Source organism: Phytopseudomonas argentinensis (assembly GCF_900113905.1).
Classification (GTDB): Bacteria; Pseudomonadota; Gammaproteobacteria; order Pseudomonadales; family Pseudomonadaceae; genus Aquipseudomonas; species Aquipseudomonas argentinensis.
Genome location: NZ_FORC01000003.1, coordinates 460,178 through 486,778 on the forward strand (window position 1 = coordinate 460,178; position 26,601 = coordinate 486,778).

At 64.4% G+C, this 26,601-nt stretch carries 27 protein-coding genes; 17 read left to right on the plus strand and 10 right to left on the minus strand.

All coding sequences use genetic code 11. The features are described from left to right. Positions 1 to 157: 157 nt before the first annotated feature. The 3 genes from tsaC to BM154_RS16660 all read right to left on the minus strand — a co-directional run bounded on the left by tsaC (position 158) and on the right by BM154_RS16660 (position 3,131). Entirely contained in the window at positions 158 to 715 is a 558-nt protein-coding gene (gene tsaC, locus BM154_RS16650; protein ID WP_074886499.1) for an L-threonylcarbamoyladenylate synthase type 1 TsaC, read from the minus strand. Positions 716 to 750: 35 nt separating this feature from the next. Next, positions 751 to 1,851, minus strand: coding sequence for a DNA-processing protein DprA (dprA, locus tag BM154_RS16655; protein WP_074886502.1), 1,101 nt, complete (start codon positions 1,849 to 1,851; stop codon positions 751 to 753). A gap of 239 nt (positions 1,852 to 2,090) precedes the next feature. Continuing rightward, positions 2,091 to 3,131, minus strand: coding sequence for a LysM peptidoglycan-binding domain-containing protein (locus BM154_RS16660; protein WP_074886505.1), 1,041 nt, complete (start codon positions 3,129 to 3,131; stop codon positions 2,091 to 2,093). A gap of 153 nt (positions 3,132 to 3,284) precedes the next feature. On the opposite strand from BM154_RS16660, the gene def reads away from it, so the two are divergent. From def to BM154_RS16685, 5 genes are all read left to right on the plus strand, one after another. Further along, positions 3,285 to 3,791 carry a peptide deformylase gene (gene def / locus BM154_RS16665; RefSeq protein WP_027904102.1) on the plus strand — a complete coding sequence of 169 codons (507 nt, stop codon included), beginning with the start codon at positions 3,285 to 3,287 and terminating at the stop codon, positions 3,789 to 3,791. A gap of 70 nt (positions 3,792 to 3,861) precedes the next feature. Next, on the plus strand, positions 3,862 to 4,803 hold the full coding sequence (gene fmt / locus BM154_RS16670; protein ID WP_074886508.1) for a methionyl-tRNA formyltransferase: 942 nt from the start codon (positions 3,862 to 3,864) through the stop codon (positions 4,801 to 4,803). Next, positions 4,800 to 6,116, plus strand: coding sequence for a 16S rRNA (cytosine(967)-C(5))-methyltransferase RsmB (gene rsmB, locus BM154_RS16675; protein WP_074886511.1), 1,317 nt, complete (start codon positions 4,800 to 4,802; stop codon positions 6,114 to 6,116). The genes fmt and rsmB overlap by 4 nt, the downstream gene beginning before the upstream one ends. Then, positions 6,113 to 7,486, plus strand: a complete 1,374-nt coding sequence (gene trkA, locus BM154_RS16680; protein ID WP_074886515.1) for a Trk system potassium transporter TrkA — start codon at positions 6,113 to 6,115, stop codon at positions 7,484 to 7,486. The genes rsmB and trkA overlap by 4 nt, the downstream gene beginning before the upstream one ends. A 9-nt stretch (positions 7,487 to 7,495) precedes the next feature. Further along, positions 7,496 to 7,816 (plus strand): tetratricopeptide repeat protein, encoded by a 321-nt coding sequence (locus BM154_RS16685; protein WP_074886518.1) that lies wholly within the window; start codon positions 7,496 to 7,498, stop codon positions 7,814 to 7,816. 67 nt (positions 7,817 to 7,883) lie between these two features. Here BM154_RS16685 and BM154_RS16690 read toward each other — a convergent pair whose 3' ends face one another. Beyond that, on the minus strand, positions 7,884 to 8,783 hold the full coding sequence (locus BM154_RS16690) for a LysR family transcriptional regulator (protein ID WP_074886521.1): 900 nt from the start codon (positions 8,781 to 8,783) through the stop codon (positions 7,884 to 7,886). Between the two features lie 172 nt (positions 8,784 to 8,955). On the opposite strand from BM154_RS16690, the gene BM154_RS16695 reads away from it, so the two are divergent. Next, positions 8,956 to 10,245: an MFS transporter gene (locus BM154_RS16695; RefSeq protein ID WP_074886524.1), complete on the plus strand. Its 1,290-nt coding sequence runs from the start codon at positions 8,956 to 8,958 to the stop codon at positions 10,243 to 10,245. A 69-nt stretch (positions 10,246 to 10,314) separates the two neighbouring features. Here the strand turns inward: BM154_RS16695 and BM154_RS16700 are convergent, their stop codons facing one another. Both BM154_RS16700 and BM154_RS16705 read right to left on the minus strand, forming a co-directional pair. Continuing rightward, entirely contained in the window at positions 10,315 to 10,965 is a 651-nt protein-coding gene (locus BM154_RS16700; protein ID WP_074886526.1) for a 7-cyano-7-deazaguanine/7-aminomethyl-7-deazaguanine transporter, read from the minus strand. 605 nt (positions 10,966 to 11,570) lie between these two features. Further along, a complete protein-coding gene (locus BM154_RS16705) occupies positions 11,571 to 12,113 on the minus strand; it encodes a C40 family peptidase (protein WP_074886530.1) in 543 nt (180 codons plus the stop codon). A gap of 257 nt (positions 12,114 to 12,370) precedes the next feature. Between BM154_RS16705 and choX the strand changes: the two genes are divergently transcribed. After that, complete coding sequence (choX, locus tag BM154_RS16710; protein ID WP_074886533.1) at positions 12,371 to 13,297, plus strand: choline ABC transporter substrate-binding protein; 927 nt, start codon at positions 12,371 to 12,373, stop codon at positions 13,295 to 13,297. 45 nt (positions 13,298 to 13,342) lie between these two features. On the opposite strand, the gene BM154_RS16715 is transcribed toward choX, so the two are convergent. From BM154_RS16715 to BM154_RS16730, 4 genes are all read right to left on the minus strand, one after another. Continuing rightward, positions 13,343 to 13,609: a PilZ domain-containing protein gene (locus BM154_RS16715; RefSeq protein ID WP_074886536.1), complete on the minus strand. Its 267-nt coding sequence runs from the start codon at positions 13,607 to 13,609 to the stop codon at positions 13,343 to 13,345. 95 nt (positions 13,610 to 13,704) lie between these two features. Next, on the minus strand, positions 13,705 to 14,592 hold the full coding sequence (locus BM154_RS16720) for a lysophospholipid acyltransferase (protein WP_074886539.1): 888 nt from the start codon (positions 14,590 to 14,592) through the stop codon (positions 13,705 to 13,707). An 87-nt stretch (positions 14,593 to 14,679) separates the two neighbouring features. Continuing rightward, positions 14,680 to 15,294, minus strand: a complete 615-nt coding sequence (locus BM154_RS16725; protein WP_074886542.1) for a pyridoxamine 5'-phosphate oxidase family protein — start codon at positions 15,292 to 15,294, stop codon at positions 14,680 to 14,682. Beyond that, a complete protein-coding gene (locus BM154_RS16730; protein ID WP_074886545.1) occupies positions 15,291 to 15,854 on the minus strand; it encodes a DNA-3-methyladenine glycosylase I in 564 nt (187 codons plus the stop codon). The genes BM154_RS16725 and BM154_RS16730 overlap by 4 nt, the downstream gene beginning before the upstream one ends. A gap of 329 nt (positions 15,855 to 16,183) precedes the next feature. Between BM154_RS16730 and glyQ the strand changes: the two genes are divergently transcribed. The 10 genes from glyQ to BM154_RS16780 all read left to right on the plus strand — a co-directional run bounded on the left by glyQ (position 16,184) and on the right by BM154_RS16780 (position 26,546). Then, complete coding sequence (glyQ, locus tag BM154_RS16735; RefSeq protein ID WP_074886548.1) at positions 16,184 to 17,131, plus strand: glycine--tRNA ligase subunit alpha; 948 nt, start codon at positions 16,184 to 16,186, stop codon at positions 17,129 to 17,131. Beyond that, a complete protein-coding gene (gene glyS / locus BM154_RS16740; RefSeq protein ID WP_074886552.1) occupies positions 17,128 to 19,182 on the plus strand; it encodes a glycine--tRNA ligase subunit beta in 2,055 nt (684 codons plus the stop codon). Before glyQ ends, glyS begins: the two co-directional genes overlap by 4 nt. A 43-nt stretch (positions 19,183 to 19,225) precedes the next feature. Beyond that, positions 19,226 to 19,756: a D-glycero-beta-D-manno-heptose 1,7-bisphosphate 7-phosphatase gene (gmhB, locus tag BM154_RS16745; protein ID WP_074886555.1), complete on the plus strand. Its 531-nt coding sequence runs from the start codon at positions 19,226 to 19,228 to the stop codon at positions 19,754 to 19,756. Positions 19,757 to 19,791: 35 nt separating this feature from the next. Beyond that, entirely contained in the window at positions 19,792 to 20,568 is a 777-nt protein-coding gene (locus tag BM154_RS16750) for a lysophospholipid acyltransferase family protein (RefSeq protein WP_074886558.1), read from the plus strand. A gap of 232 nt (positions 20,569 to 20,800) precedes the next feature. After that, complete coding sequence (locus BM154_RS16755) at positions 20,801 to 21,418, plus strand: CDP-alcohol phosphatidyltransferase family protein (RefSeq protein ID WP_074886561.1); 618 nt, start codon at positions 20,801 to 20,803, stop codon at positions 21,416 to 21,418. 11 nt (positions 21,419 to 21,429) lie between these two features. After that, a complete protein-coding gene (locus BM154_RS16760) occupies positions 21,430 to 23,187 on the plus strand; it encodes a bifunctional alpha/beta hydrolase/class I SAM-dependent methyltransferase (RefSeq protein WP_074886564.1) in 1,758 nt (585 codons plus the stop codon). Beyond that, positions 23,187 to 24,536, plus strand: a complete 1,350-nt coding sequence (locus tag BM154_RS16765; protein WP_074886568.1) for a phosphatase PAP2/dual specificity phosphatase family protein — start codon at positions 23,187 to 23,189, stop codon at positions 24,534 to 24,536. Before BM154_RS16760 ends, BM154_RS16765 begins: the two co-directional genes overlap by 1 nt. Further along, a complete protein-coding gene (locus BM154_RS16770; protein ID WP_074886571.1) occupies positions 24,526 to 24,981 on the plus strand; it encodes a hypothetical protein in 456 nt (151 codons plus the stop codon). The genes BM154_RS16765 and BM154_RS16770 overlap by 11 nt, the downstream gene beginning before the upstream one ends. Before the next feature lie 10 nt (positions 24,982 to 24,991). After that, positions 24,992 to 25,612, plus strand: coding sequence for a lysophospholipid acyltransferase family protein (locus tag BM154_RS16775; protein WP_074886574.1), 621 nt, complete (start codon positions 24,992 to 24,994; stop codon positions 25,610 to 25,612). 1 nt (position 25,613) lies between these two features. Further along, entirely contained in the window at positions 25,614 to 26,546 is a 933-nt protein-coding gene (locus BM154_RS16780; protein ID WP_074886577.1) for a phosphatidate cytidylyltransferase, read from the plus strand. Positions 26,547 to 26,601 lie beyond the last annotated feature (55 nt).

The window sequence follows — 26,601 nt, forward strand, 5'->3', positions numbered from 1 at the left end:
GGAAAGTGGCGAAAGCGGCCATTTGCAGCGGTGGGCTAAAGCCCACCCTACAGATCGTGCCAGCCTCGTAGGCTGGGCCGGGCGGCGATCCGCTTCAGCCCACCAATATGAGCAGGTTTGAGATCGCAGCACGACCGGCCGCTTCTGCCTTCAAGCGTCAGGCCGGTCGGCGCACGTCACCAGTCACCAAATCTCGAATTACACTCGGATTGCGCCGCCCACCCAGGGCACCACCCAGCACCGCATCCAGCTGCCGTGGGAAGTACTGTTCGACCCGCAAACGTGACCGCGCCGCCGGCCGACCAGCTGGGTTGGCCGAGGTCGACACCAGCGGCCCGGTCAGCGCACAGAGCTCGCGCACCCGCGGGTGGTCGCTGACCCGCAGGGCCACGGTATCGTGCTGACCGGTGATCCACTGCGGCAAGCGATCCTGGTGTGGCACCAGCCAGGTGTTGGGCCCCGGCCAGGTGCTGGCCAGGCGGTCCTGCCAGGCCTCTGGCAGGTCTTCGAGCAGAAAGTCGAACTGGCGAATGGTGTCGGCCACCAGAATCAACCCCTTGTGCACCGGCCGCTCCTTGAGCGCCAGCAGCCGATCCACGGCCATCTCGTCCCACGGGTCGCACCCCAGCCCCCAGACCGCCTCGGTCGGGTAGGCGATCACGCCACCGGCACGCACCACGCGCGCTGCCTGCTGAACCTGCCAACTGGTGACCATGCATACCTCCGCCGAAAAACACTCGGCGCAGTGTATTACGGCTTGCGGCCCGTCCAAAGCCCGGCTTCGCAGGCGACCAGACCGTCCAGCTCCAGCTCGGTCAACGCCGCCAACACCTCGGGCAACGGCCAGCCGGCGGCATGGGCCAGAGCTTCACTACTGTGCGGTGCGGCATACAACAGAGCCAGCAAGGGATGTACATCGGTCCGGGTTGAAGCGACGGCCTGTTCGGCAGCTGGTGACTGCTGCCAACCGCGCAGGGCTTCGAGAATATGCTCGATGCTCTCCACCAACGTGGCGCCATCACGGATCAGCTGGTGGCAGCCCTTGGCACCCGGGTGGTGGATGGAGCCGGGAATCGCGTACACCTCGCGGCCCTGCTCGGCGGCCAGGCGCGCGGTGATCAGCGAGCCGCTGGACGGGCTGGCCTCGACCACCAGCACGCCCAGCGACAGGCCGGAAATGATGCGGTTGCGACGGGGGAAGTTGGCGGCCTGGGGTGGGCTGTCCAGCGGCAGCTCGGACACCAGCGCCCCGCCGCGCTCGACGATATCCCGGGCCAGGCGCTGGTGGCGCGCCGGGTACAGGCACTGCAATCCGGTGCCGAGAACTGCCACGGTCTGCCCGTCGGCATCCAGGGCACCCTGGTGGGCAGCGCCATCGATGCCCAGGGCCAGCCCGCTGGTGACCACGAAACCACCACGCGCCAGGCTGCGCGCGAAGCTGTGAGCAGTGTCCAGGCCCGGCCGCGAGGCGCGCCGACTGCCGACCATGGCCAGCTGCGGGCGCTCCAGCAGCGTCGGGTCGCCGGCCACGAACAGCAGCGGCGGCGCGTCGGCGATCTCGGCGAGCAAGGCTGGATAATTCGCCTCGTCCCACATCACCAGTTGCTGGCCAGGCATTTGCAACCATTCCAGGGCCCGGCGCGCCCGTTCACGAATCTCCGGGCTGCGCCGCGCCTCGCTGCAGGCCAAGGGCAAGCCGAGCGAGCGCCAGGCGCTAGCCGGCGCACTCAGGGCGGCCGAGGCGCTGTCGAAGGCGCTGAGCAGTTTATGGAATCGTTTGGGGCCCAGCTCCGGCAGGCAATGCAGGCGCAGACGGGCTTCGAGTTCGGCAGGAGAAAGCGAGGGCGACATGGCGGATCATCCTTGATCGTGGGCCCTATCGGAGGGTCTGTTCGCGCTTCAGCGCGAGTCGCGTTGCTGCGAAAAATGGCCTCCGGTTAGGCGCAGGACGCAGGTAATGGTCGCTCCCTTGCCAAGTCCTGCAACGACAGCGGAGGTCATTTCCCGCGCAACCCGCAGGGCCGGCGCGGCCGTGCGTGAAACGCGAACAGACCCTAGCACAAGCCCCGCGTGGGCGGGGCTTGCAGGTGTTACGGATTGCGTACCTTGTCCATCACCGCCAACTGCCGCGAGGCATTGAGGATCATGCCGTAGCTGAGCTTGTCGTAGGTGCGGAACACCATCAGCATGCCGGCGCGCTCGTCGGGGATCTTCACAGACTCGCCGGTAACCCGGTCGCGTACGGTTTCGCCGGTCTTGTAGACCGCCAGTACGTTGCCGATCTCCAAGCCATCGCGGGCGCCCTTGTTGAGGGTGACCACATCGAACTGGCCGATCTGGCTGACGCCGCGTGGCACGTCGAGGATCAGGCCCTTGATCTCGGTCTTCGGCTCGCTGGGCATGAAGGTCGAATTGATCGCCCGCTCTTCGGTGGGGAACAGGCGGTCGCCGTTGCGCACTTCCTGGGTGGTGCGGGTCAGGTTGAGGGTACCGACGCCCTCTTCCTCGGCGATGATTTCGCCACCGCCGATGTCATCGGCGTTGATACCGAGAAATTCCTTGGTCACCGGATCGGTGTAGGTCTTGCCCTGACGGAAGATGCCGTAAACCGGCGCCGCCGGGTCGAAGCTGCCGCGGGCATACACACGGTCGCCAGCGCCGCTGACCACACGCTCGGCATTGCCGGCGACGATATAGGGCGCGCTCTGGAACTGTTCCGGGGAGTCGACGATGCGGTTCTTGAGCAGGAAGCTGTTGATCGCCTCCAGCGGAATGGTCGGGATGGCCTCGGCCATCGGCGTGCTGCGCACCTTCGGCGACAGCTTGATGGTGCCGCGCGAATCACCGCGGCCCAGCACCAGACGCGGCTTGCCATCGATATAGACGAGGCTCAGCACATCACCGGGGTAGATCAGATGGGGGTTCTGCACCTGGGGGTTGGCGTGCCAGATTTCCGGCCACTTCCACGGTTGGCTGAGGAACTTGCCGGAGATATCCCAGAGGGTGTCGCCCTTGACGACCGTGTAGCGGTCGGGATGACCATCCTTGAGCTGCACGTCGGCCAGGGCGAGCCCGGTCTGCGCCAGGCTGCTCGCGCCGACCAGCAGCAGGGCGAGTAGTGATTTCCTCATGCGGTGAATCCCTTTATGATGTGCCTTCGCGTGAAGCGCCCTAGCGCTGCGACAGAGCCCAGTAAATCCGCGGCTTGACGCCGTTTTTTGAATGCTTGCGTCATCTTAGCAGCGGATTTTGAATTTATTCCACAAGTGCATCACAAACGTATTATGGCGATTTTAAACATTCTCGAATTTCCCGATCCGCGCCTGCGGACCATCGCCAAGCCGGTGGACGTGGTCGATGACGCCCTGCGTCAGCTGATCGACGACATGTTCGAAACCATGTACGACGCCCCCGGGATCGGCCTCGCCGCTACCCAGGTGAATGTGCACAAGCGCGTGGTGGTGATGGACCTGTCCGAAGACAAGAGCGAGCCGCTGGTGTTCATCAACCCCACCTTCGAGTCGCTGACCGAGGAGATGGACCAGTACCAGGAAGGCTGCCTGTCGGTGCCCGGCTTCTACGAGAACGTCGACCGCCCGCAGAAAGTGAAGATCAACGCCCTGGATCGCGACGGCAAGCCGTTCGAGATGATCGCCGAGGGCCTGCTCGCGGTGTGCATCCAGCACGAGTGCGATCACCTAAACGGCAAGCTGTTCGTCGACTACCTGTCCACGCTCAAGCGCGACCGCATCAAGAAGAAGCTCGAAAAGCAGCACCGCCAGCAGGCCTGATCGGGCCCACAGCAAAGGCTTGCCGCGGCAAGCCTTTTGTTTTTCCAGCATCCAGTCAAAGCGAGACCCCATGACCGAAGCTCTGCGTATCGTTTTCGCCGGCACCCCGGAATTCGCCGCCGCCCACCTCAAGGCCCTGCTCAACACGCCGCACCAGATCGTCGCGGTGTACACCCAGCCGGATCGCCCGGCCGGCCGCGGCCAGAAGCTGATGCCCAGCCCGGTCAAGCAGCTCGCTGTGGAAAACGCCATTGCCGTACTGCAGCCGCCGAGCCTCAAGGACGCCGCGGCGCAAGCCGAACTGGCGGCGCTGGAGCCGGATCTGCTGGTGGTGGTCGCCTATGGCCTGATCCTGCCCCAGGCGGTGCTGGATATCCCGCGCTTCGGCTGCATCAACAGCCACGCCTCGCTGCTGCCGCGCTGGCGTGGTGCGGCGCCGATCCAGCGCGCCGTACAGGCCGGTGATGCCGAGAGCGGCGTGACCGTTATGCAGATGGAAGCCGGGCTGGACACCGGGCCGATGCTGCTCAAGGTGCGCACACCGATCACTGCCGAAGATACCGGCGGCAGCCTGCACGACCGCCTGGCCGAGCTCGGCCCACCGGCAGTGATCGAAGCCATCGCCGGCCTGGCCAGCGGCACGCTGATGGGCGAAGTGCAGGACGACGCCCTGGCCAACTACGCCCACAAGCTCAACAAGGACGAGGCGCGTATCGACTGGAGCCACCCGGCCGATGAGCTGGAACGCTTGATCCGCGCCTTCAATCCCTGGCCGATCTGCCACAGCTCCCTGAACGAGGCCCCGCTCAAGGTACTGGCTGCTCGTATCGGTGAAGGCCAGGGCCAGCCCGGGGAAATTCTCGCCACCAGCAAGGACGGCCTGACCGTCGCCTGCGGCAGCGGCGCCCTGCTGCTCACCCGCCTGCAATTGCCTGGCGGCAAGGCGCTGAACTTCAGCGATCTGTACAACAGCCGCCGCGAGCAGTTCGCCGTCGGCACGGTGCTGGCATGAACCCCAGGCTGGCAGCAGCCCGCGCCCTGGCCGCGGTGCTCGAAGGCAAGGCGTCGCTGGGCACCAGCCTGCCGCCGCTGCTCGACAAGGTCGAGGCCCGCGACCGCGGCCTCGCCCAGGATCTGGCCTTTGGCGCCGCACGCTGGCAGCCACGCCTCGAACTGATCGCCGGCAAGCTGCTGCGCAAGCCCTTCAAGGATGGCGACCGCGACCTCGAAGCCCTGCTGCTGGTCGGCCTCTACCAGTTGTTCTACACCCGTATTCCGGCCCACGCGGCCATCGGCGAGACCGTCGGCTGCGTCGACAAGCTGAAGAAGACCTCGGCCAAGGGCCTGCTCAACGCCGTGCTGCGCAACGCCCAGCGCGACAGTGAAAGTATTCTGACCGAACTGGACCGCGACCCGGTGCTGCACACCGCCCACCCGCGCTGGCTGCAGAAGCAGCTCAAGGCCTTCTGGCCCGAGCACTGGCAGGCCATCTGTGCCGCCAACAATGCGCATCCGCCGCTGATCCTGCGGGTCAACCGACGCCACGGCAGCCGCGATGACTACCTGACGCGGCTGCGCCAGGTCGGTTTCGAGGCCGAACCCTGCACCTTCAGCCGCGACGGCATCCGCCTGCTGCAGGCCTGCGACGTGACGCTGCTGCCGGGCTTCACCGAGGGCCACGTCAGCGTGCAGGACGAAGCCGCGCAACTGGCCGCCGACCTGCTGCAACTGGCCCCCGGCCAGCGCGTACTCGACGCCTGCGCAGCGCCAGGCGGCAAGACCTGCCACCTGCTCGAAGCCGAGCCGGGCTTGAGCGAAGTAGTCGCCGTGGATCTGGAAGCCAAACGCCTGCTGCGCGTGCGCGAAAACCTCGACCGCCTGGGCCTCGACGCCAAACTGATCGCCGCCGATGGCCGCGACACGGCTGCCTGGTGGGACGGCAAGCCGTTCCAGCGCATCCTCCTCGATGCGCCCTGCTCGGCCACCGGCGTGATCCGCCGCCACCCGGACATCAAGCTGACCCGCAAGGCCGATGACATTCCGGCCCTGGCCACCCTGCAAGGCGAGCTGCTCGACGCCATGTGGTCGGCCCTCGAAGTTGGCGGCATCCTGCTGTACGCCACCTGCTCGACGTTGCCGACGGAAAACACCGAAGTCATCGGCGCGTTTCTCGAACGCACGCCGGGTGCCCGCGAGCTGGACATCAGCGGCCCGTTTGGCCTCAAGCAGCCCCATGGCCGCCAGTTGCTCGCCCAGCAGGACGGCCATGACGGCTTCTACTATGCCAAGCTGATCAAGATCGCAGCCGCAGGAGCAACCCGATGAAGATCATCATCCTCGGCGCCGGCCAGGTCGGCGGCACCCTGGCCGAGCACCTGGCCAGCGAGGCCAACGACATCACCGTGGTGGACACCGACGGTGATCGCCTGCGCGACCTCGGCGACCGCCTCGACATCCGTACCGTGCAGGGCAAGGGCTCGTTCCCGACCGTACTGCGCCAGGCTGGCGCCGACGATGCCGACATGCTGGTGGCGGTGACCAACAGCGACGAAGTCAACATGATCGCCTGCCAGGTCGCCTATACCCTGTTCCATACGCCAACGCGCATCGCCCGGGTGCGCGAAGCGGCCTACCTAACCCGCGAAGCGCTGTTCGACAACGAGGCCATCCCGGTCGACGTGCTGATCAGCCCCGAGCAGGTGGTGACCAACTACATCAAGCGCCTGATCGAATACCCCGGCGCCCTGCAGGTGATCGACTTCGCCGAGGGCAAGGCTCAGCTGGTCGGCGTCAAGGCGTACTACGGGGGCCCGCTGGTCGGTCAGCAGCTCAAGCAGATCCGCCAGCACATGCCCAAGGTCGACACCCGGGTGGCGGCGATCTTCCGCCGCGACCGGGCGATCATGCCCCAGGGCGATACGGTGATAGAGGCCGATGACGAGGTGTTCTTCATCGCCGCCAAGGCCGACATCCGCGCGGTGATGAGCGAGATGCGCCGGGTCGAGAACGAATACAAGCGGGTGGTGATCGCCGGCGGTGGGCATATCGGCGAGCGCCTGGCCGAAGCCATCGAGAGCCGCTACCAGGTGAAGATCATCGAGATGAACCCGGCGCGCTGCCGCTACCTCTCGGAAAACCTGGAAAGCACCATCGTGCTGCAGGGCAGCTCGTCGGACCGCGACCTGCTGGTGGAAGAGAACATCAAGGATGCCGACATCTTCCTGGCCCTGACCAACGACGACGAGGCCAACATCATGTCCTCGCTGCTGGCCAAGCGCCTGGGTGCACGCAAGGTGATGACGCTGATCAACAACCCGGCCTACGTCGACCTGATCCAGGGTGGCGAGATCGACATCGCCATCAGCCCACAGCTGGCCACCATCGGCAGCCTGCTGACTCACGTGCGGCGCGGCGATATCGAAAGCGTGCACTCGCTGCGCCGTGGCGCCGCCGAGGCCCTGGAAGTGATCGCCCACGGCGACGCGCGCTCGAGCAAGGTGGTCGGCAAGGCCATCAAGGACATCTCGTTACCGCAGGGCGCCACCATCGGCGCGATCATCCGCGACGAACAGGTATTGATCGCCCACGACGTGACGGTCATCGAATCCGGCGACCACGTGATCCTGTTTCTGATGGACAAGAAGCACATCCGCGACGTGGAACGGCTGTTCCAGGTTGGCCTGACCTTCTTCTAGGGAGCCCCCATGAGCACCGACGCACTGGAAAAGATGCTCGCCAAGGGTGTGGATAACTCGCTGCTGCGCTTCGGTCTCGGCAAGGGTTATCTGGACGCCGGCGATGCCGCCCGGGCCGCCGAACACCTGCAGCGCTGCGTCGAGCACGACCCGCAGTACTCGGCGGCCTGGAAACTGCTCGGCAAGGCCCATCAATCTGCCGGCAATCTCGAAGCGGCGCGCAATGCCTGGCAGAGCGGGCTGCAGGCGGCGCAGGCGAAAGGTGACAAGCAGGCGGAAAAGGAAATGACCGTGTTTCTGCGCAAGCTGGACAAGAACGCCGGCGCTTGAACCACGAACAGTCCCTAGCCCGGGTGGCGCGGCACTCGCCCGGGCCACGAACCAGCGGCCACCTCAACTACTTGAGGGCCTGCACTTCCCTGGTAAGCAGGTCGACAAAGGCCTGGGCCAGCGGCGAGCGTTCCTGGCGGCGCTTGACCAGCCACACCGCAGTGGTGGCATCTGCGTCCATCAGGGTGCGGAACACCACGCCATCGATGCGGATACGTCGGAACGATGCCGGCAGTACCGAAACCCCAAGCCCCGCCGCCACCAGGCCGATGATGGTCAGCGCTTCGTTGGCCTCCTGGGTAACCCGCGGGGTGAAACCGGCCTGCCGGGCCAGGTTGAAGAACTGCCCATACAGGCCCGAGCCATAATTGCGCGGAAAATAAACGAAGGGCTCATCGGCCAATTCGGCCAGAGCCAGCCCTCGATCCTGTTCGCCAGCCAGCGGGTGGCCGGCATGCAGCAAGGTCACCAACGGTTCGCTGAGCAGCTCAACCGCATCCAGCTCGGTGGGGAGTTCCAGCGGGCGAATCATGCCGATCTGCAGCTTCTTTTCCAGCAGCGCCTGACTGACCTGGCGGCTGGTCATCTCCTGCAAGTTGAGGTGCACCGCGGGGAACGCCTGGCGAAAGGCGAATACCGCCCGGGGAATGATCGACACGAAAGGCGCCGAGGCGGTAAAGCCGATCTGCAGCTCGCCTATCTCGCCCTGTTCGGCACGCCGTACCACGTCTACCGACTTGCTGACCTGGGCCAGGGTTTGCCGGGTTTCCTCGAGAAACAGCCGCCCGGCATCGGTCAGCGCCACATGGCGGTTGCTGCGCTCGAACAGACGCACCCCGAGTTCCTGCTCCAGCGCCTGGATCTGCTGACTCAGCGGCGGCTGGGAGATGCCCAGCAGGTCGGCGGCGCGGCCGAAATGCAGCTCTTCGGCTACGGCGACGAAATAGCGCAGATGGCGCAATTCCATGCTCACTCCAATAGGTCGCTTAACGTATCGATTAGGTCGAATATTATATTGGAAAGAACTTGCCTGGCTATTTATCCTGACTCTATTCCCAATAACAACAACCACCCGTGCTGGCCAGCGCCAGCGCATGCGGCGGCGTTCTGCCTGGGAAAAGTACGGTCATGAGGAAGCAATGAGTCAGCCCGTTCCACACGCACCGGACGAGTGCGTCAACGCCCACTCCGAGGAGCCTGCCCCCCGCAGCGCCCCGCTTGAGCCCGTTTACATCCAGAAGGGCACCCGCGCCTTCCTGCGCACCATTCTTGCCATGTGCAGCGGCGGTTTCGCCACCTTTGCGCTGCTCTATTGCGTACAGCCGATGATGCCGATGCTGGCGCAGCAGTTCGCGCTCAGCGCCGCGCAGAGCAGCCTGGTTCTCTCCGTTTCCACCATTACTCTGGCCCTTGGTCTGTTGATAACCGGGCCGCTGTCCGATGCCCTCGGCCGCAAACCGGTAATGGTGGTATCGCTGCTCGCCGCCGCCCTGTTCACCGTCGGCAGCGCGCTGATGCCGACCTGGGAAGGGGTGCTGGTGATGCGTGCCCTGGTCGGCCTGGCGCTCAGCGGCCTGGCCGCCGTAGCCATGAGTTACCTGAGCGAAGAAATCGACCCGCTGCACCTGGGCCTGGCCATGGGCGTGTATATCGGTGGCAACGCCATCGGTGGCATGAGTGGCCGCCTGCTCAGTGGCGTGCTGGTCGACTTCATGTCCTGGCACGCGGTGCTCGGTACCCTCGGAGGCCTGGGCCTGCTGGCCGGCGCGGCGTTCTGGCGCCTGCTGCCCGAGTCACGCAACTTCCGCCCTCGCTCGCTGCGCCCGCGCAGCCTGCTGCAGGGCTACACCTTGCAGTTCCGCGATGCCGGCCTGCCATGGCTGTTCCTGCAGGGCTTCCTGCTCATGGGCGCCTTCGTGACGCTGTTCAACTACATCGGCTATCGGCTGATCGAGGCTCCCTTCAAGCTCGACCAGACCAGCATTGGCCTGCTGTCGATCGTCTACCTGTCGGGCATCTACAGCTCCGCACAGATCGGCGCCCTGGCCGACAAGCTGGGTCGCCGCAAGGTGCTCTGGGCGGTGATCGGCCTGATGCTGGCTGGCCTGGTGCTGACCCTGTTCGACGTGCTGCCGGTGATCCTGGTGGGCATGCTGCTGTTCACCTTCGGCTTCTTCGGCGCCCACTCGGTGTCGAGCAGCTGGATCGGCCGCCGCGCCACCCAGGCAAAAGGCCAGGCATCGTCGCTGTATCTGTTCTGCTACTACCTGGGTTCCAGCGTCGCCGGCACCCTGGGCGGGGTGTTCTGGCAGGCTGGCGGCTGGGATGGCCTGGGCCTGTTCATCGGCTCGCTGCTGTTGATATCCCTGGCCGTGGCCCTGCACCTGTCGCGCTTGCAGGCGTTGCCGCTGGCCATGCCGTCGCGCTGAACCACCCGCCAGGCAACGAAAAACGCCGGACTCCCGTAGGGGGATCCGGCGTTTTTGTTCGTGCCTGTCTCAGTTCAGCACGGTGCGCTGCGGTACCCGGCGCACGATGGCGCTAAGCAGCATGCCGTATAGCGGCACGAACAGCGCCAGGCTGACCGCCAGCTTGATCACGTAATCCACCATGGCGATCTCCACCCAGTTGGCGGCCATGAACGGGTCGCTGCTCTGCCAGAAGGCGATGGAGAAGAACGCCAGGGTGTCCATGGCCTGGCCGAATACGCTGGAGGCGGCCGGGGCGACCCACCAGTGCTTGAGTTTGCGCAGGCGGTCGAATACCTGGATGTCGAGCAGTTGGCCGAGCACATAGGCCAGGAAGCTGGCCAGGGCGATGCGGAACACGAACAGGTTGAATTCGCCCAGCGCCGCAACGCCACCGAACGCACCTTCATGGAACAGCACCGAGACGATGTAGGAGGCGACCAGCGCCGGCAGCATGACGCGGGCAATCACCACGCGCGCGGCGTGTTTGCCGATCAGGCGAACGGTCAGGTCGGTGGCCAGAAAGATGAACGGGAAGCTGAACGCGCCCCAAGTGGTGTGCCAACCAAAGACAGTCATCGGCAGCTGCACCAGGTAGTTGCTGGCGATGATGATGAGGATGTGAAAGGCGATCAGCGCAGCCAATACGGTGCGACTGACCGATGCAGGGAGCAGGGTCATGGGATGTCCTTTTTCGGGAAATGGGGTTAGGGAACCCATTGCCTCAGCCGATATGGCTGGAAGCGGCGCGCAGTGTACTGCCTGGGCTGCACTTGCGACAGCCCGCCCGGCGGATGACGAGCCTCTTTGATTGGTGACGCTTCGAAGGCAAAAGCGGACGGTCATCGCTGGCTTTGTAATGTCTTTCTTGCGCAAAAGTAACTGACGACGCCAATCGCCCCTTCAGGAGGCCGAGTGGAATCATTGTGCAGGGGGACGAGCCGCATGGACGCGGCGAGAGGCCTGATGGGCCAGGGACGGCCCTTCCAGGCCGGCCCCCGGAGCAATGATGGAGCGAGGGAACCCCAGCGAAGCTGGGGCCGGATGGCGGGGCTAGACCTTTTGGTTACTTTTGGGGCAATGCCAAAAGTAACCCGCTCGTCAGAGCGGAACCGAGCACATAAACAACTCGGTAATGCTGGCGGCCTCATGTCGGTACGGGCGGTGACGCCTAGTCCATGCCCTTGATTTTTCGCGGGCATGGCCCGCTCCCACAGATAATCACCAGTCCATCCTGCGGGAACGAACGGCCGCTCCCGCCACATAACAGTCGTTCGCCGTTCCCGTCAGCCGTTGCTAGCCAACTGCGCGCCTTCGGGCATCACCCGGCGGGCCAGCTGGAAATGCTTTTTCCAGTAGCCGTCGCTGAGCTTGTCGATGCGCACGTTGGTGCCGCGACGTGGTGCATGAATGAAGCGGTCGTTGCCCAGGTAGATGGCCACATGATCGACGCTGCGCCCGCGAAGGCGGAAGAACAGCAGGTCGCCAGGTTCCAGATCACCCTTGGACACCTTGGGGCCGTCAAAACGGGCGAGGCCACGGGAGGTGCGCGGCAGGTCGAGGTCATCGACCTGCTTGAAGGCGTATTTGACCAGGCCGCTGCAATCGAAGCCGTGATCGGGGCTGGTGCCGCCCCAGCGATAGGGTGTGCCCAGCGCGCTCAGTGCGCGGTTGACGACAGCCTGGGAGGAATTCGGATCGGGCTTGGCAGGGGCGACGATACGGCTGCTGCCGTCCTGCAGGTGAACCCGGAAGCTGGCGGATGCATTGCCAGCCGCAGCACATAAAAGGGTGCTGCCTAAAATCAGAGAGACGATAAATTTATTCAATTCGTTGACCCAGAAAGAAAGAGACGCAAGCCAAGCCGCCGTGAATCCTTTCCTGAATCAGCCACTTGCAACCTAAACAATGAAATATGAGAGTGCTCCGCACGTCCTGTGGACGGACAGCCCATGACAGCGATGGGTTCAATTCTGCTCATCTCGAGCGACGAACGGTATGCGTTTCGGGTGCCTTGCAACGGTGGCAAAAATCCCCCCCTTCATCTGCTAGGGTTACGGCTTCCTCACGCACAAGGACACCGCCGATGAAGCCCTTCAAGACCTTGATTGCCGCCGGCCTGCTGGCCATTTTCGCCAGCGTTCAGGTACACGCCGAAGACGCCAAGTGCGCCAACGTCAGCCTGGCCGACCCGGGCTGGAGCGACATCGCGGTCACCAACGGCATCGCCAGCCTGCTGCTCGATGGGCTGGGCTACAAACCGCAGACCCGTACCCTGGCCGTGCCGATCATCTTCGCCGGCCTGCAGAAAGGTCAGGTCGACGTGTTTCTCGGCAACTGGATGCCGGCCGGCCAGCACGACTATGACCGCTACGTGGCCAGCGGGCAGATCGACAAGGTGGTCGAGAACCTCGGCGGCACCGAATACACCCTGGCCGTGCCGACCTATGCCTACGAAGAGGGCGTACAGGACTTCAAGGACCTGGACAAATTCGCCGCCCGCTTCGGCAAGAAGATCTACGGCATCGGCTCCGGCTCGCCAGCCAACGATTACATACGCCAGATGATCGCCAACGACGAGTTCGGCCTGGGCGACTGGCAACTGGTCGAATCCAGTGAGCAGGCCATGCTGGTGCAGGTCGGCCGCGCCGAGAAACGCGGCCAGTTCGTGGTGTTCCTCGGCTGGACGCCGCACCCGATGAACGTGCAGTTCGACATGCAGTACCTCAAGGGTGGCGAGAAATTCTTCGGCAGCACCGGCTCGGTGAATACCCTGGCGCGCAAGGGCTTTGTTGCCGAATGCCCGAACGTGGGCAAACTGCTGACCAACCTGAAGTTCACCCAGGACATGGAGAACACCATCATGGACGAGGTGCTCAACCGCAAGGTGGCCAGTGCCACGGCAATCAGGAACTGGATCAAGGCCAACCCCGAGGTGCTGGACGGCTGGCTGGCAGGCGTGAAAACCCGTGACGGCGGCGATGGTCTGGCGGCGGTGAAGGCCAAGCTGTAGGCACAACGAACGAGGCCGGCGGAGCAGGGCGCCGGCCCGTTGGATTCAGTCGCGGATAAAGCGCAGCCCCACACCCTCGGGAGTGACGCGCATGACCTCCATCTCCAGAATCGGCGCCTCGATGGGCAGGTCCTGGACCTGGCCGGTCACCCGGGTGCCCGGTTCCAGCGCGACCAGGTCCTGATGTTTGACGTACACACCACCATCGGACAGGTCCTGGGTCTGGGCAACAATTTCGCCGAAGCTCGGGTGGCAGATCTTGATACGGCACTTCATCGGCGTACGCGGGTGCTGGCGCTGATTGGCGGACATGTCCTGGCAGCCTCGGGAAAGATGTGCGCTGTTAATAACTCAATTTACCGCTTACGCCCAGCATGCTGGCGCTTCATTGCGAAGCGCCGCCGGTTTCAGTACCAGCGCTCTTCGCCTTCGGGGCGTTTCTTGAAGCGCTTCATGCTCCACATGTACTGGCTGGGATAGGCGCGCACGTACTTCTCGACCACGCCACTCATGGCCGCCACTGCGGTGTGGGTGTCTTCGCTGTACATGCCCTCCGGCGCGGCTTCGAGAATCACCTTGTAGCCGGAACCATCTTCCAGGCGCAGCGCATGCAGGAATACGCCGACCGCCTTGCCGCCGGCGAGCATGCCCGGCACGAACTTGCTGGTCAGCGCGGTGGTGCCGCAGAAGGGTACGAACATGCCGGACGACAGGCTTGGCTCCGGGTCGGCGGGGATACCCACGGCGCCGCCCTTGCGCACTTCCTTGATGACACTGAGGATGCCTTCCTTGGTCGACGGCGCCACGCGGTTGCCCAGCTGCACGCGCTGCTCGCGCAGCAGGTCATCGACCGCCTTGAGCTTGGGCGGGCGGTAGAAAATGATCGGTTTGCACTGCGAGCAGTAGAAGTGGTTGAGCACCTCCCAGTTGCCCAGGTGGCTGGTGATGCCGACCACACCCTTGCCGGAGGCCAGGGCAGCTTCGAGCACTTCCAGGCCTTCGACTTCGCGCACCCGCGCCAGCGACTTGTGCGCCGGCCAGACCCAGGCGCAGGCGCTCTCGGTGAGGGTGCGGCCGATGTCCATCAAACTGCGGCCAACCAGCTTGTCGTGCTCGGCGGCGGTCAATTCCGGAAAGCACTTGGCCAGGTTGATGCGCACGACTTCACGGGAGCCGTTGGGCAACTTCCACATCAGCCAGCCGATCATCGCGCCGAGCGACTGCACGGCGCGCCAGGGCAGGAGGGCGAACAAGCGCAGGGATCCGACCACCAGCGCGCCTTTGAGCTTTTCCACAAGCAGCTCCCGAGAAAAAAGGGCGCGTATTGTAACCCTCCGGGGCCGGCGTGACTGTTACATACACGATCAGAAACGACGAAACGTTCAATAAAGCTGGGTTTTCAGGCGTTCCTGCAGCTGTTGCTCGTAGGCCTGCACGTCGAACCCGGCGTCCAGTACCGATTTGAGCAGGTCGCCGGCTGACGGCAGGCTGGCTCGCTCGACCTGCCGATCGGCATCCCACAGGCCGGAACGCACTGCCGCCTTGGAGCACTGGAAGTAGCAGGTGTCGACGTGGATGCGCAGTACGCTGCGCGGCAGCTTGCCCTGCGCCTCGCACAGCGCCAGCAATTCGGGATCCAGCGAGATGGTCGCGCGGCCGTTGACCCGGAAGCTCTCGCCGACGCCGGGAATCAGAAACAGCAGTGCCACATGGGGGTCGTGGATGATGTTGCGCAGGCTGTCGATGCGGTTGTTGCCCGGGCGATCCGGCAGCAACAGGGTATGTTCATCGAGGATTCGCACGAAGCCCGGCGCATCGCCGCGTGGCGAACAGTCCAGCCCATCCGCGCCACGGGTGCCCAGCACCACGAACGGCGAGGCAGCCACCAGTGCCTGGTAAGGCGCGCTCAGGTAGGTCAGCTCCTTGCGCAGCGAGCGCTCGTGGGGTACGCCGTAGAGCGCCTGGAGTTGTTCGAGGGTGTCGATGGTGGTGCTCATGGCTGCTTCTCCGTTTGCAGTTGTGCGTAGCGATCGCAGTCGCGGGTGTGATCCATGACCATGCCGGTGGCCTGCATGAAGGCGTAGCAGATGGTCGGGCCGACAAAGGTGAAGCCGGCCTTCTTCAGCGCCTTGCTCATGGCCTCGGCTTCGGGGGTCACCGCCGGCACCTCGCCGCGGCCAGCGAAGTGGTTGATCTTCGGCTGGCCGCCGACGAATGACCAGAGCAGCGTCACCGGATCATCGAGGCGCAGCCAGGCCTGGGCGTTCTTGCGCACCGCCTGTAGCTTGAGGCGATTGCGGATGATGCCAGGGTCCTGCATCAGGGTATCGATATAGGCATCGCTCATCGCTGCCAGGCGCTGGGCATCGAAACCAAACAGCACCTCACGATATCGCTCGCGTTTCTTCAGCACGGTGATCCACGACAGCCCGGCCTGGGCCCCTTCGAGCAGCAGCATCTCGAACAGGTGCTGGGGATCACGCGACGGCACGCCCCATTCCTCATCGTGGTAGGCCTGGTACAGCGGGTCGTCGTTACACCAGAAACAGCGGGGCATGGCAGTCGGCTCGGCGATGGGCGAGGGCAGACTATAACCGCGGACTATCAGCGCCTGTAGCCTGGGTGAAACCCGGGGGCCATATCGAGCCCGACCGCCAGCTTTCCCGCCGAAACGCTGATGACCGCTTCGCACGCATGGCGCTCCCACAAAGGCAGGGGCGAGTCGCCTCTCGTTGCTTTCAAATTCATGACAGCCCGCGAGGATATCCACAGGGTGTGCTCTGCAGCGCTGCACTTTATCAGTCAACGCGGCGCAGCATGCGGGCTGCGCCTTGCATCGGGTATACTCCCCGGCTTTCTGTCGCAGCCCCAACAGGTGAATTTTTCGTGAGCCAGACAACGCCTGCCGTGCGCACCTTCCAGGACCTGATCCTCGCCCTGCAACAATACTGGGCCGAGCAAGGCTGTGTGGTACTGCAACCCTATGACATGGAAGTGGGCGCCGGTACCTTCCACACCGCGACCTTCCTGCGTGCCATCGGCCCGGAAACCTGGAACGCCGCCTACGTGCAGCCATCGCGTCGCCCGACCGACGGCCGCTACGGTGAGAACCCCAACCGCCTGCAGCATTACTACCAGTTCCAGGTAGTACTCAAGCCGAATCCGGAAAACTTCCAGGAGCTGTACCTCGGCTCGCTGAAGGCCATCGGCCTCGACCCTGAAGTGCACGACATCCGTTTCGTCGAAGACAACTGGGAATCGCCGACCCTCGGCGCCTGGGGTCTGGGTTGGGAGATCTGGCTCAACGGCATGGAAGTCACTCAGTTCACCTACTTCCAGCAGGTCGGCGGCATCGAGTGCTACCCGGTCACTGGCGAGATCACCTACGGCCTCGAGCGCCTGGCCATGTACCTGCAGGGCGTTGACTCGGTCTACGACCTGGTATGGACCGACGGCCAGTTCGGCAAGGTCACCTATGGCGACGTGTTCCACCAGAACGAAGTGGAGCAATCGACCTACAACTTCGAGCACGCCAACGTCGAGAAGCTGTTCGAGCTGTTCGATTTCTACGAGAGCGAAGCCAACCGCCTGATCGAGCTGGAGCTGCCGCTGCCGACCTACGAGATGGTCCTCAAGGCTTCGCATACCTTCAACCTGCTGGACGCCCGCCGCGCCATTTCGGTGACCGCGCGCCAGCAGTACATCCTGCGCGTGCGCACCCTGGCCCGCGCCGTGGCGCAGAGTTATCTGCAGGCCCGTCGACGCCTGGGCTTCCCGCTCGCCACCGCCGATCTGCGTGATGAAGTACTGGCCAAGCTGGAGGCAGCAGAATGAGTGCGCTCGATTTTCTGGTTGAACTGGGCACCGAAGAGCTGCCACCCAAAGCCCTGAAAACCCTTGGCGAGTCCTTTCTCGCCGGGGTCGAAAAAGGCCTCAAGGCCGCCGGCCTGAGCTACAGCGGTGCGCGCTACTACGCCGCGCCGCGTCGCCTGGCCGTGCTGGTCGAGCAACTGGCCACCGAACAGCCGGACCGCACCGTCAACCTCGACGGCCCGCCCGTGCAGGCTGCCTTCGACGCCGAGGGCAACCCGACCCAGGCTGCCTTGGGCTTCGCCAAGAAGTGCGGCGTGGAGCTTGCGGCCATCGACCAGAGCGGGCCGAAGCTGAAGTTCAGCCAGCACATCCCTGGCCAGCGTGCCTACACGCTGCTGCCCGGCATCGTGGAAAACTCGCTGAACGAGCTGCCGATTCCCAAGCGCATGCGCTGGGGCGCCCGCAAGACCGAATTCGTACGCCCGAGCCAGTGGCTGGTGATGCTGTTCGGCGACCAGATCGTCGACTGCGAAATCCTCGCCCAGAAGGCCAACCGCTTCTCCCGCGGCCACCGCTTCCATGCCAACCATGAAGTGCGCATCTCCGCGCCGGCCATGTACGCCCAGGAGCTGCGCGCCGCCTACGTGATCGCCGACGCTGCCGAGCGCCGCGAGCAAATCGCCAAGCGCATCGAACAGTTGGCCGCCGAGCAGCAGGGCACCGCTATCGTGCCGCCGGCGCTGCTCGACGAAGTCAGCGCCCTGGTCGAATGGCCGGTGCCGCTGGTCTGCTCCTTCGAGGAACGCTTCCTGGAAGTGCCCCAGGAAGCGCTGATCACCACCATGCAGGACAACCAGAAATACTTCTGCCTGCTCGATGCCAACGGCAAGCTGCTGCCGCGCTTCATCACCGTGGCCAACGTCGAGAGCAAGGACCCGGCGCAGATCGTCTCCGGCAACGAGAAAGTGGTACGCCCACGCCTCACCGACGCCGAGTTCTTCTTCAAGCAGGACAAGAAGCAGCCGCTGGAAGCCTTCAATCAGCGCCTGGCCAACGTGGTGTTCCAGGCCCAGCTCGGCACCGTCTACGACAAGGCCCAGCGTATTTCCGCCCTGGCCGGCTTCATCGCCGGGCGCATCGGCGGCGATGCCAAGCGCGGCGCCCGCGCCGGCCTGCTGAGCAAGTGCGACCTGGCCAGTGAAATGGTCGGCGAGTTCCCGGAGATGCAGGGCATCGCCGGTTACTACTACGCCCTCAACGACGGCGAGCCGGAAGACGTCGCCCTGGCCCTGAACGAGCAGTACATGCCGCGCGGTGCCGGCGCCGAGCTGCCAAGCACCCTGACCGGTGCAGCGGTAGCCCTGGCTGACAAGCTCGACACCCTGGTCGGTATCTTCGGTATCGGCATGCTGCCCACCGGCAGCAAGGACCCCTACGCACTGCGTCGTGCCGCCCTGGGCGTGCTGCGCATCCTGATCGAAAAGGGCCTGGAGCTCGATCTGGGCGCCACCGTCGAATTCGCCGTGCGCCAGTACGGCAGCAAGGTCAAGGCCGCCGGCCTGGCTCCGCAGGTGCTGGAGTTCATCTTCGACCGCCTGCGTGCGCGCTACGAAGACGAAGGCGTGGACGTATCGGTCTACCAGGCCGTGCGTGCAGTGAACCCGATGTCGCCATTGGACTTCGACCAGCGCGTGCAGGCCGTGCAGGCCTTCCGCACGCTGCCCGAAGCCGACGCCTTGGCCGCCGCCAACAAGCGCGTGTCCAACCTGCTGAGCAAGGCCGACGGCCAGATCGCCAGCAGCATCGAGGCCCACTACTTCGATACGCCGGCCGAGTTCGCCCTCAACGCCGCGATCCAGAAGGCCGACAACGCCGTGCAGCCATTGGCGCAGTCGCGTCAGTACCGCGAGGCGCTGGCCCAACTGGCCTCGCTGCGCACGCCGGTGGACAGCTTCTTCGAAGCGGTTCTGGTCAATGCTGAAGATCCCAAGGTACGTGCCAACCGCTATGCGCTGCTGGCGCGTCTGCGTGGCTTGTTCCTGGGTGTCGCCGACATCTCGGTGCTGGGCTGATCACCTTGCCCGGCCCCTAGGGGCTGGGCATTGAGGAACACGCGTGAAGCTGATCATTCTCGACCGCGACGGGGTCATCAACCATGACTCCGACGCCTATATCAAAAGCCTCGATGAGTGGATTCCGATCCCCGGCTCCATCGAGGCCATCGCCGCGCTGAGCAAGGCCGGCTGGACCGTGGCCGTGGCTACCAACCAGTCCGGCATCGCCCGCGGCTATTACCCGCTGAGCGTGCTGGAGTCCATGCACGCGCGCTTGCGCGAACTGGTGGCCGAGCAGGGCGGTGAAGTCGGCCTGATCGTGAAGTGCCCCCACGGCCCGGACGACGGCTGCGAGTGCCGCAAGCCCAAGCCCGGCATGCTGCGCCAGATAGGCGAGCACTACGGCGTGGCGCTGAGCGGAATCTGGTTCGTCGGCGACAGCGCCAGTGACCTGGAAACGGCGCGAGCCGTCGATTGTCAGCCGGTGCTGGTGAAAACCGGCAAGGGTGAACGCACCCTGACCAAAGGACTGCCGGCGGGCACGCTGGTATTCGATGACCTGGCAGCCGTGGCTGCCCAGCTTCTCACTTGATAGCGCAGGCCCGACCTGCCACGGTAATTGCTCACATGTCGACAGTGCAGTTCCTCAGAACCTTCCTCTTCTACCTGTTGCTGTCTTCCAGCTCGTTCGTCTGGTGCATCATCAGCGTATTCGTCGCGCCATTCCTGCCATTTCGTGCCCGCTACCGTTTCGTGGTGCAGAACTGGTGCCGTTGCGCGGTGTGGCTGGCCAAGGTAGTCGCCGGCATCAGCTACGAGATCAGGGGTCAGGAAAACATCCCCGAGCGCCCCTGCGTCATTCTCGCCAAACACCAGAGCACCTGGGAGACCTTTTTCCTGTGCGCCTACTTCGAGCCGCTTAGCCAGGTAATCAAGCGCGAGCTGATGTGCGTGCCGTTCTTTGGCTGGGCGCTGGCCATGCTCAAACCCATCGCCATCGACCGCAGCAACCCCAAGGCCGCACTCAAGCAACTGGCCCAGCAAGGCCGCACACGCCTGGAGCAGGGCGCCTGGGTGTTGGTGTTCCCGGAGGGCACACGCATCCCGGACGGCCAGATCGGCAAATTCTCCCGGGGTGGTACCGCCCTGGCAGTCAACAGCAACCTGCCGGTGCTGCCGATTGCCCACAATGCCGGGCAGTTCTGGCCGAAGGACGGCTGGAGCAAGAAGCCGGGCGTGGTGCAGGTGGTAATCGGCCCGGCCATGTACGCAGAAGGCGAAGGCCCACGGGCGATCGCCAATCTCAACGAGCGCGCATTTCAATGGGTCAGCCAGGCGCAATGCGAAATCGGTGCGCTGAACCCACAGGCCGCTCCGGTGGAAACCGCCAACGACCTCGCCTGACCCGGCCCATCTGTGGATAACCTGTTGAGCAAATTCTTTTTTAATTGAATTTTCTAGCTCAAGATACTGATTTAAATGGATTTTTATTGGTACCTAAACTGTCGATAAATTGGGCATAAGTTTTACGCGGCAACTTGACGATGTTCACGTTGGCGTATCGCTTAGTAGGGGCTCAACCGGCTAAGCTGGCGGTCTGCCAGACATAGAAACATGGCGAAACGGAGTTCGTGACATGCTTTCGATTTATCAGCTGAAACCGCGCTTTCAGAACCTCTTGCGTCCCCTGGTACAGCGTCTTTTCGACGCTGGCGTGACCGCCAATCAGGTAACCCTGAGCGCCGCCGTCGTATCGGTGCTCATCGGCCTGCTGCTGGCCATCTCTCCCGAGCGGCTCTGGCTGTTCGCCCTGATCCCGCTGTGGATGATTCTGCGCATGGCGCTCAACGCCGTGGATGGCATGCTGGCCCGCGAGTTTGGCCAACAATCGACGCTGGGCGCCTACCTAAATGAACTCTGCGACGTGATCGCCGATGCCGCGTTGTTCCTGCCCTTTGCGTTGCTGCCCGGGGTCTCGCCGACCTTGGTGGTGGTGCTGGTGCTGTTCGCGCTGATCAGCGAATACGCCGGGGTGATGGGCCCGATGGTGGGCGCCGCGCGCCGCTATGACGGGCCGATGGGCAAGAGCGACCGTGCCTTCTGCTTTGGCGTGCTGGGTGCAGGGGTGGCCACCGCGCTGCTGCCGTTGAGCTGGATCGATCCGATTCTCGCGGTCATCACCGCGCTGCTGCTGTACACGCTGTTCAACCGCGTACGCCAGGGTCTGGCGCAAGCATCTTCCTCTGCGCAATAGGAATGCCCCCGATGATCGAAGCTCGCTCCAGTACCTTCACGACCCACGACGGCGTCAGCCTGTTCTATCGCCACTGGCCGGCTGCCGATGTGCAGCCCGGGGCAGCCCGTCGCGCCATCGTGATGTTTCATCGCGGTCACGAGCATGGCGGGCGCATGGCCCATCTGGTCGACGAGCTGGGCCTGCAAGGCTTCGACTTCTTCGCCTGGGATGCCCGCGGCCACGGTGAGTCGCCAGGCGCACGGGGCGACAGCCCAAGCTTCGCCACCAGCGTGCGCGACGTACAGACCTTTATCGACCACATTGCAGCCACGTATAGCATCGATACCGGAGACATGGTGGTGCTGGCGCAAAGCGTTGGCGCCGTGGTGGTGTCCACCTGGGCCCATGATTACGCGCCGAAGATCCGCGCACTGGTGCTCGCCTCGCCAGCATTCAAGGTCAAGCTGTACGTGCCGTTCGCGCGTCCGGGCCTGAAGCTGATGCGCGCCTGGCGCGGCAATTTCTTCGTCAACAGCTATGTCAAAGCCAAGTTCCTCAGTCACGACCCGCAGCGCATTGCCTCCTTCGACAACGACCCGCTGATTACCCGCGCCATTTCGGTGAACATGCTGCTGGGCCTGTACGACGCCGCCGAGCGCGTGGTCGCCGATGCCCAGGCGATTCAGATTCCCACCCAGCTGCTGATCTCCGGCAGCGACTTCGTGGTGCACCGCAAACCCCAGGAGCAGTTCTTCCAGCGCCTGGGCAGCCTGGACAAGGAAATGCACATTCTGCCCGGGTTCTTCCACGACACCCTGGGCGAGCGTGACCGTGCTCATGCGCTGAGCCGCATTCGCCGCTTCGTACTGAAAGCCTTCGAGCAACCGCTACAGCGTCCCTCGCTGCTGGATGCCGACTGCCTGGGCTGGAGCTGCGCCGAAGCCGAGGAACTGGCGGCCCCACTGCCGAAGAACTCGCCGCGCGATCTCTACTGGCGCGCCACGCGGGCCGGCATGCGCCTCGGCAGCAGTGTGTCTGCAGGCGTGAAGCTGGGTTTCGAGACCGGTTTCGACTCGGGCAGCACCCTGGATTACGTATACCGCAACACGCCAACCGGCAGCTCGCCGATTGGTCGACTGATCGACCGCAACTACCTGAACTCCATCGGTTGGCGGGGCATTCGCCAGCGCAAGGTGCACGCCGAAGAGCTGCTGCGCCTGGCCATGGGCAAACTGCGCGAGCAGAGCCACCCAGTGCGTATCGTCGATATCGCCGCCGGCCATGGACGTTACATTCTCGAAGCGCTGGAGCAGGGCAGCGACAAACCGGATTCGATCCTGCTGCGTGATTACAGCGACATCAACGTGCGCGACGGCGCGGCACTGATCGAGCAGAAAGGCCTGGGCAGCATCGCCCGATTCGTCAAAGGCGATGCCTTCGACAAGGCCGACCTGGCCGCGCTCGACCCGAAACCTACCCTGGCGGTGGTCTCCGGCCTGTATGAATTGTTCGCCAGCAACACCATGGTCGGCGACTCCCTGGCGGGCCTTGCGGCAGCCGTGGAAGAGGGCGGCTACCTGATCTACACCGGCCAACCCTGGCACCCGCAGCTGGAACTGATCGCCCGTGCGCTGACCAGCCACCGCGGCGGCGAGGCCTGGGTGATGCGCCGGCGTAGCCAGGCGGAGATGGATCAGCTGGTCGAAGCGGCAGGATTTCGCAAGCTGACCCAGCGCATCGATGAGTGGGGCATCTTCAGCGTGTCCCTGGCGCAGCGGGTGTCCTGATGACGCCCGCCGCGGTCGTCCGTGAAAGCGGACTATGGAAGCGCGGCGTACTCTGGCTGCTGCTGCTCGCGCCACTGTTCTTCGGTACCTATGGCTTCGCCAACTGGTTCACCGGCCAGCGTGACGACGTCGGCAGCCTGGTGTTCGGCTGGGAGTGGCTGATTCCCCTGTGGCCGTGGACGATCATTCCCTACTGGTCCATCGACCTGCTCTACGGCCTGGCCTTCCTGCTACCGGCCACCCGTGCCGCGGTGGATCGCCTCGGCCTGCGACTGCTCACCGCCCAGGTGATCTGCATCAGCTGCTTCCTGCTCTGGCCGTTACGTTTCACCTTCGACCGGCCAGCACTGGATGGGCTGTTCGGCATGATGTTCGACGTGCTGATGGGGTTCGACAAACCCTTCAACCAGGCGCCATCGCTGCACATCACCCTGCTGGTGGTGCTCTGGGCCTGCTTTGCCCAGCACGCCAGCGGCCTGTGGCGTGCAGTCGTGCATATCTGGTTTCTGCTGATCGGCCTGTCGGTGCTGACCACCTGGCAACATCATTTCATCGACGTACCGACCGGCATGCTCGCCGGTTGCCTGTGCCTGTGGCTGTGGCCCAGCGAAGGGCGCAGCCCGTTGTTTGCCTGGTGCCTGGCCCGCGACCCGCGGCGCTGGCGGTTGGCGCTGCGTTACGCCTTTGGCGCAGCTCTGTGCAGCGCCGTGGCGATTCATTTCGACGGCTTCGCCTTGTGGCTGCTGTGGCCGGCCCTGTCGCTGCTGATGGTCGCGTTGAACTATGTACTGTTCGGAGCCAAGGGTTTTCAGAAGCGCGCGGACGGCCGTCTCAGCGCTGCCAGCAGCTGGCTGTTGGCGCCCTATCTGCTCGGCGCCTGGATCAACTCGCGAGCCTGGACCCGCAAGCATCCGCAGCCCGATGAAGTGGCCGACGGCGTCTGGCTCGGACGCATTCCCGGCAAGGCAGAAGGGCAGGCGTTCGCCGCCATCGCCGACCTCTGTGCCGAGCTGCCGTGCCGGGTGGAAGGCAAGGTCTACCGCGAACTGGCCAGCCTCGATCTGATCACGCCGAGCAGTGAACATTGCCTCCAGGCGGCAGTGGCCATCGAAGACCTGCGCAGCCACGGGCCGGTGCTGGTGTGCTGTGCCCTGGGCTATTCACGCAGCGCCACCGCCATCGCCGCCTGGCTACTGCATAGCGGCCGCTGCAGGAGCGTCGCAGAGGCCGTTTCAAGGCTGCGCCAGGCTCGCCCACAGGTTGTGCTGGGAGACGCGCATCTACAGGCCCTGGAAGGCATTTTGAGCCACTCGATATCCACCGAGGGAGCCACACCACATGGCCAATGAAATGCAACTGCAGCTGGTTGCCGGGCTGCTACGCCGCGGCAAAGCCCTCGATCGTTTGTCGGGCGCGCTGACCTTGCTCGCACTCGTCATCGGCCTGGGCCCGCTGCTTGGTTTCATGGCACTCAGCACGGGCGCGGCGGTGTGCATCGCGCTGCTGCTCTGCGGCCTGATCCAGAAATACTACGCGTTGCGCGTCGCCCTCGATGCCGAGCTGTTCGCCGCCCTGGCTGCCGCGCCCGAGCAGCTCGAGCGGCGCACCACCGAGCTCGATCAGGCGCTGCTCGGGCTGGGCCGCAAGGCCGAGCCAGGGCGCTCCTGGGAACAACGCAGCCAGGGCGCGCTACGCCTGCTGCGTCTACAGGCACTGTGGCTGGCCCTACAGCTGCTGGTCGCCCTGGCGGCCATCGTGCTGATGCCGTGGCTCTCACACATTCGATTCGGATAAGGAACTGTCCATGCTCGCATCCCTGGTCGCCTTTTTCATCACCTCCGGTGCGCGGCTGCTCACCGGTGCCCGGGCCCTGTGGCTCGGCAGCACCGCACAGCCGGTGCAGCGTATCTACTACGCCAACCACAGCAGCCATGGCGACTTCGTGTTGCTCTGGGCATCGCTGCCCGCTGAACTGCGCAAGCGCACCCGCCCAGTGGCCGGCTCCGATTACTGGATGAAGGGCGCGCTGCGCAGCTTCCTGATCCAGCGGGTGTTCAACGGCGTGCTGGTCGACCGCCAGCGCAGCGATCCCAACGCCAACCCCTTGCAGGCGATGCTCGATGCGTTGGCCGAGGGCGACTCGCTGATCGTCTTCCCGGAAGGCACCCGCAACCTCGAGGACGGCCTGCTGCCGTTCAAGGCCGGCCTCTATCACCTGGCCAAGGCGCGCCCGGACGTGGAGGTGATCCCGGTATGGATCGCCAATCTCAACCGTGTCATGCCCAAGGGCCGAGCGCTGCCGCTGCCGCTGCTGTGCACCCTGAATTTCGGCGCGCCGCTGGGCATGGGCGAGGAGGAGGGCAAAGAGGCTTTCCTCGAACGCGCCCGTAATGCCCTGCTGACCCTGGCTCCCGCGGAGGTTTGAGATGGATCGCAATACCATGCTGTTGTTTGCCGGCATTGGCGGCATTCTGCTCCTCGCCAGCCTGATCGGCTGGCTGCTGAAGCTGCGTGCCGGCCCTGGTCAACACGCCGTGATCGACAACCTCAACGCGCGCATCAATGCCTGGTGGGTGATGGTGCTGGTGATCGGCTTCGCCTTCCTGTTCGGCAATACCGGCGTGGTGGTGCTGTTCTATTGCGTGTCGTTCTATGCGCTGCGCGAGTTCATGACCCTCACGCCCACCCGGCGCAGCGACTACCCGGCACTGGTCGCCGCCTTCTACTTCGCGCTGCCGATGCAGTACCTGTTGATCGGCATCGGCTGGTACGGCCTGTTCGCCATCTTCATTCCGGTCTACGTGTTCCTGCTGCTGCCGATACTGTCGTCCCTGGGCGGCGATACCACGCGCTTCTTGGAACGAACCTCCAAGGTGCAGTGGGGCCTGATGATCGCGGTGTACTGCATCTCCACCGTACCGGCGCTGCTGACCCTGGAGATCGCTGACTACGAGGGTCGCAACCTGCTGCTGATCGCCTGGCTGGTGATCGTCGTGCAGATCTCCGATGTACTGCAGTACGTGTGCGGCAAGCTGGCCGGCAAACGCAAGATCGCGCCCAACCTGTCGCCATCGAAAACCGTGGAGGGCTTCTTTGGTGGCGTGGCCCTGGCCACCCTGATTGGCGCCTCGCTGTACTGGATCACCCCATTCGCCTTCTGGCAGGCGGGCCTGTTCGCCCTGTTGGTATGCCTGCTCGGCTTCGCCGGCGGCCTGGTCATGTCGGCGATCAAGCGCGACCGCGGCGTCAAGGATTGGGGGCATATGATCGAAGGCCACGGAGGCATGCTCGATCGCCTCGACTCGGTGTGCTTCGCCGCCCCGGTGTTTTTCCACATGGTGCGTTACTGGTGGGGCTGACGGGCTACTAAACCGTTGATGGGCAATAAAAAACCCGGCGCCAGGCCGGGTTTTT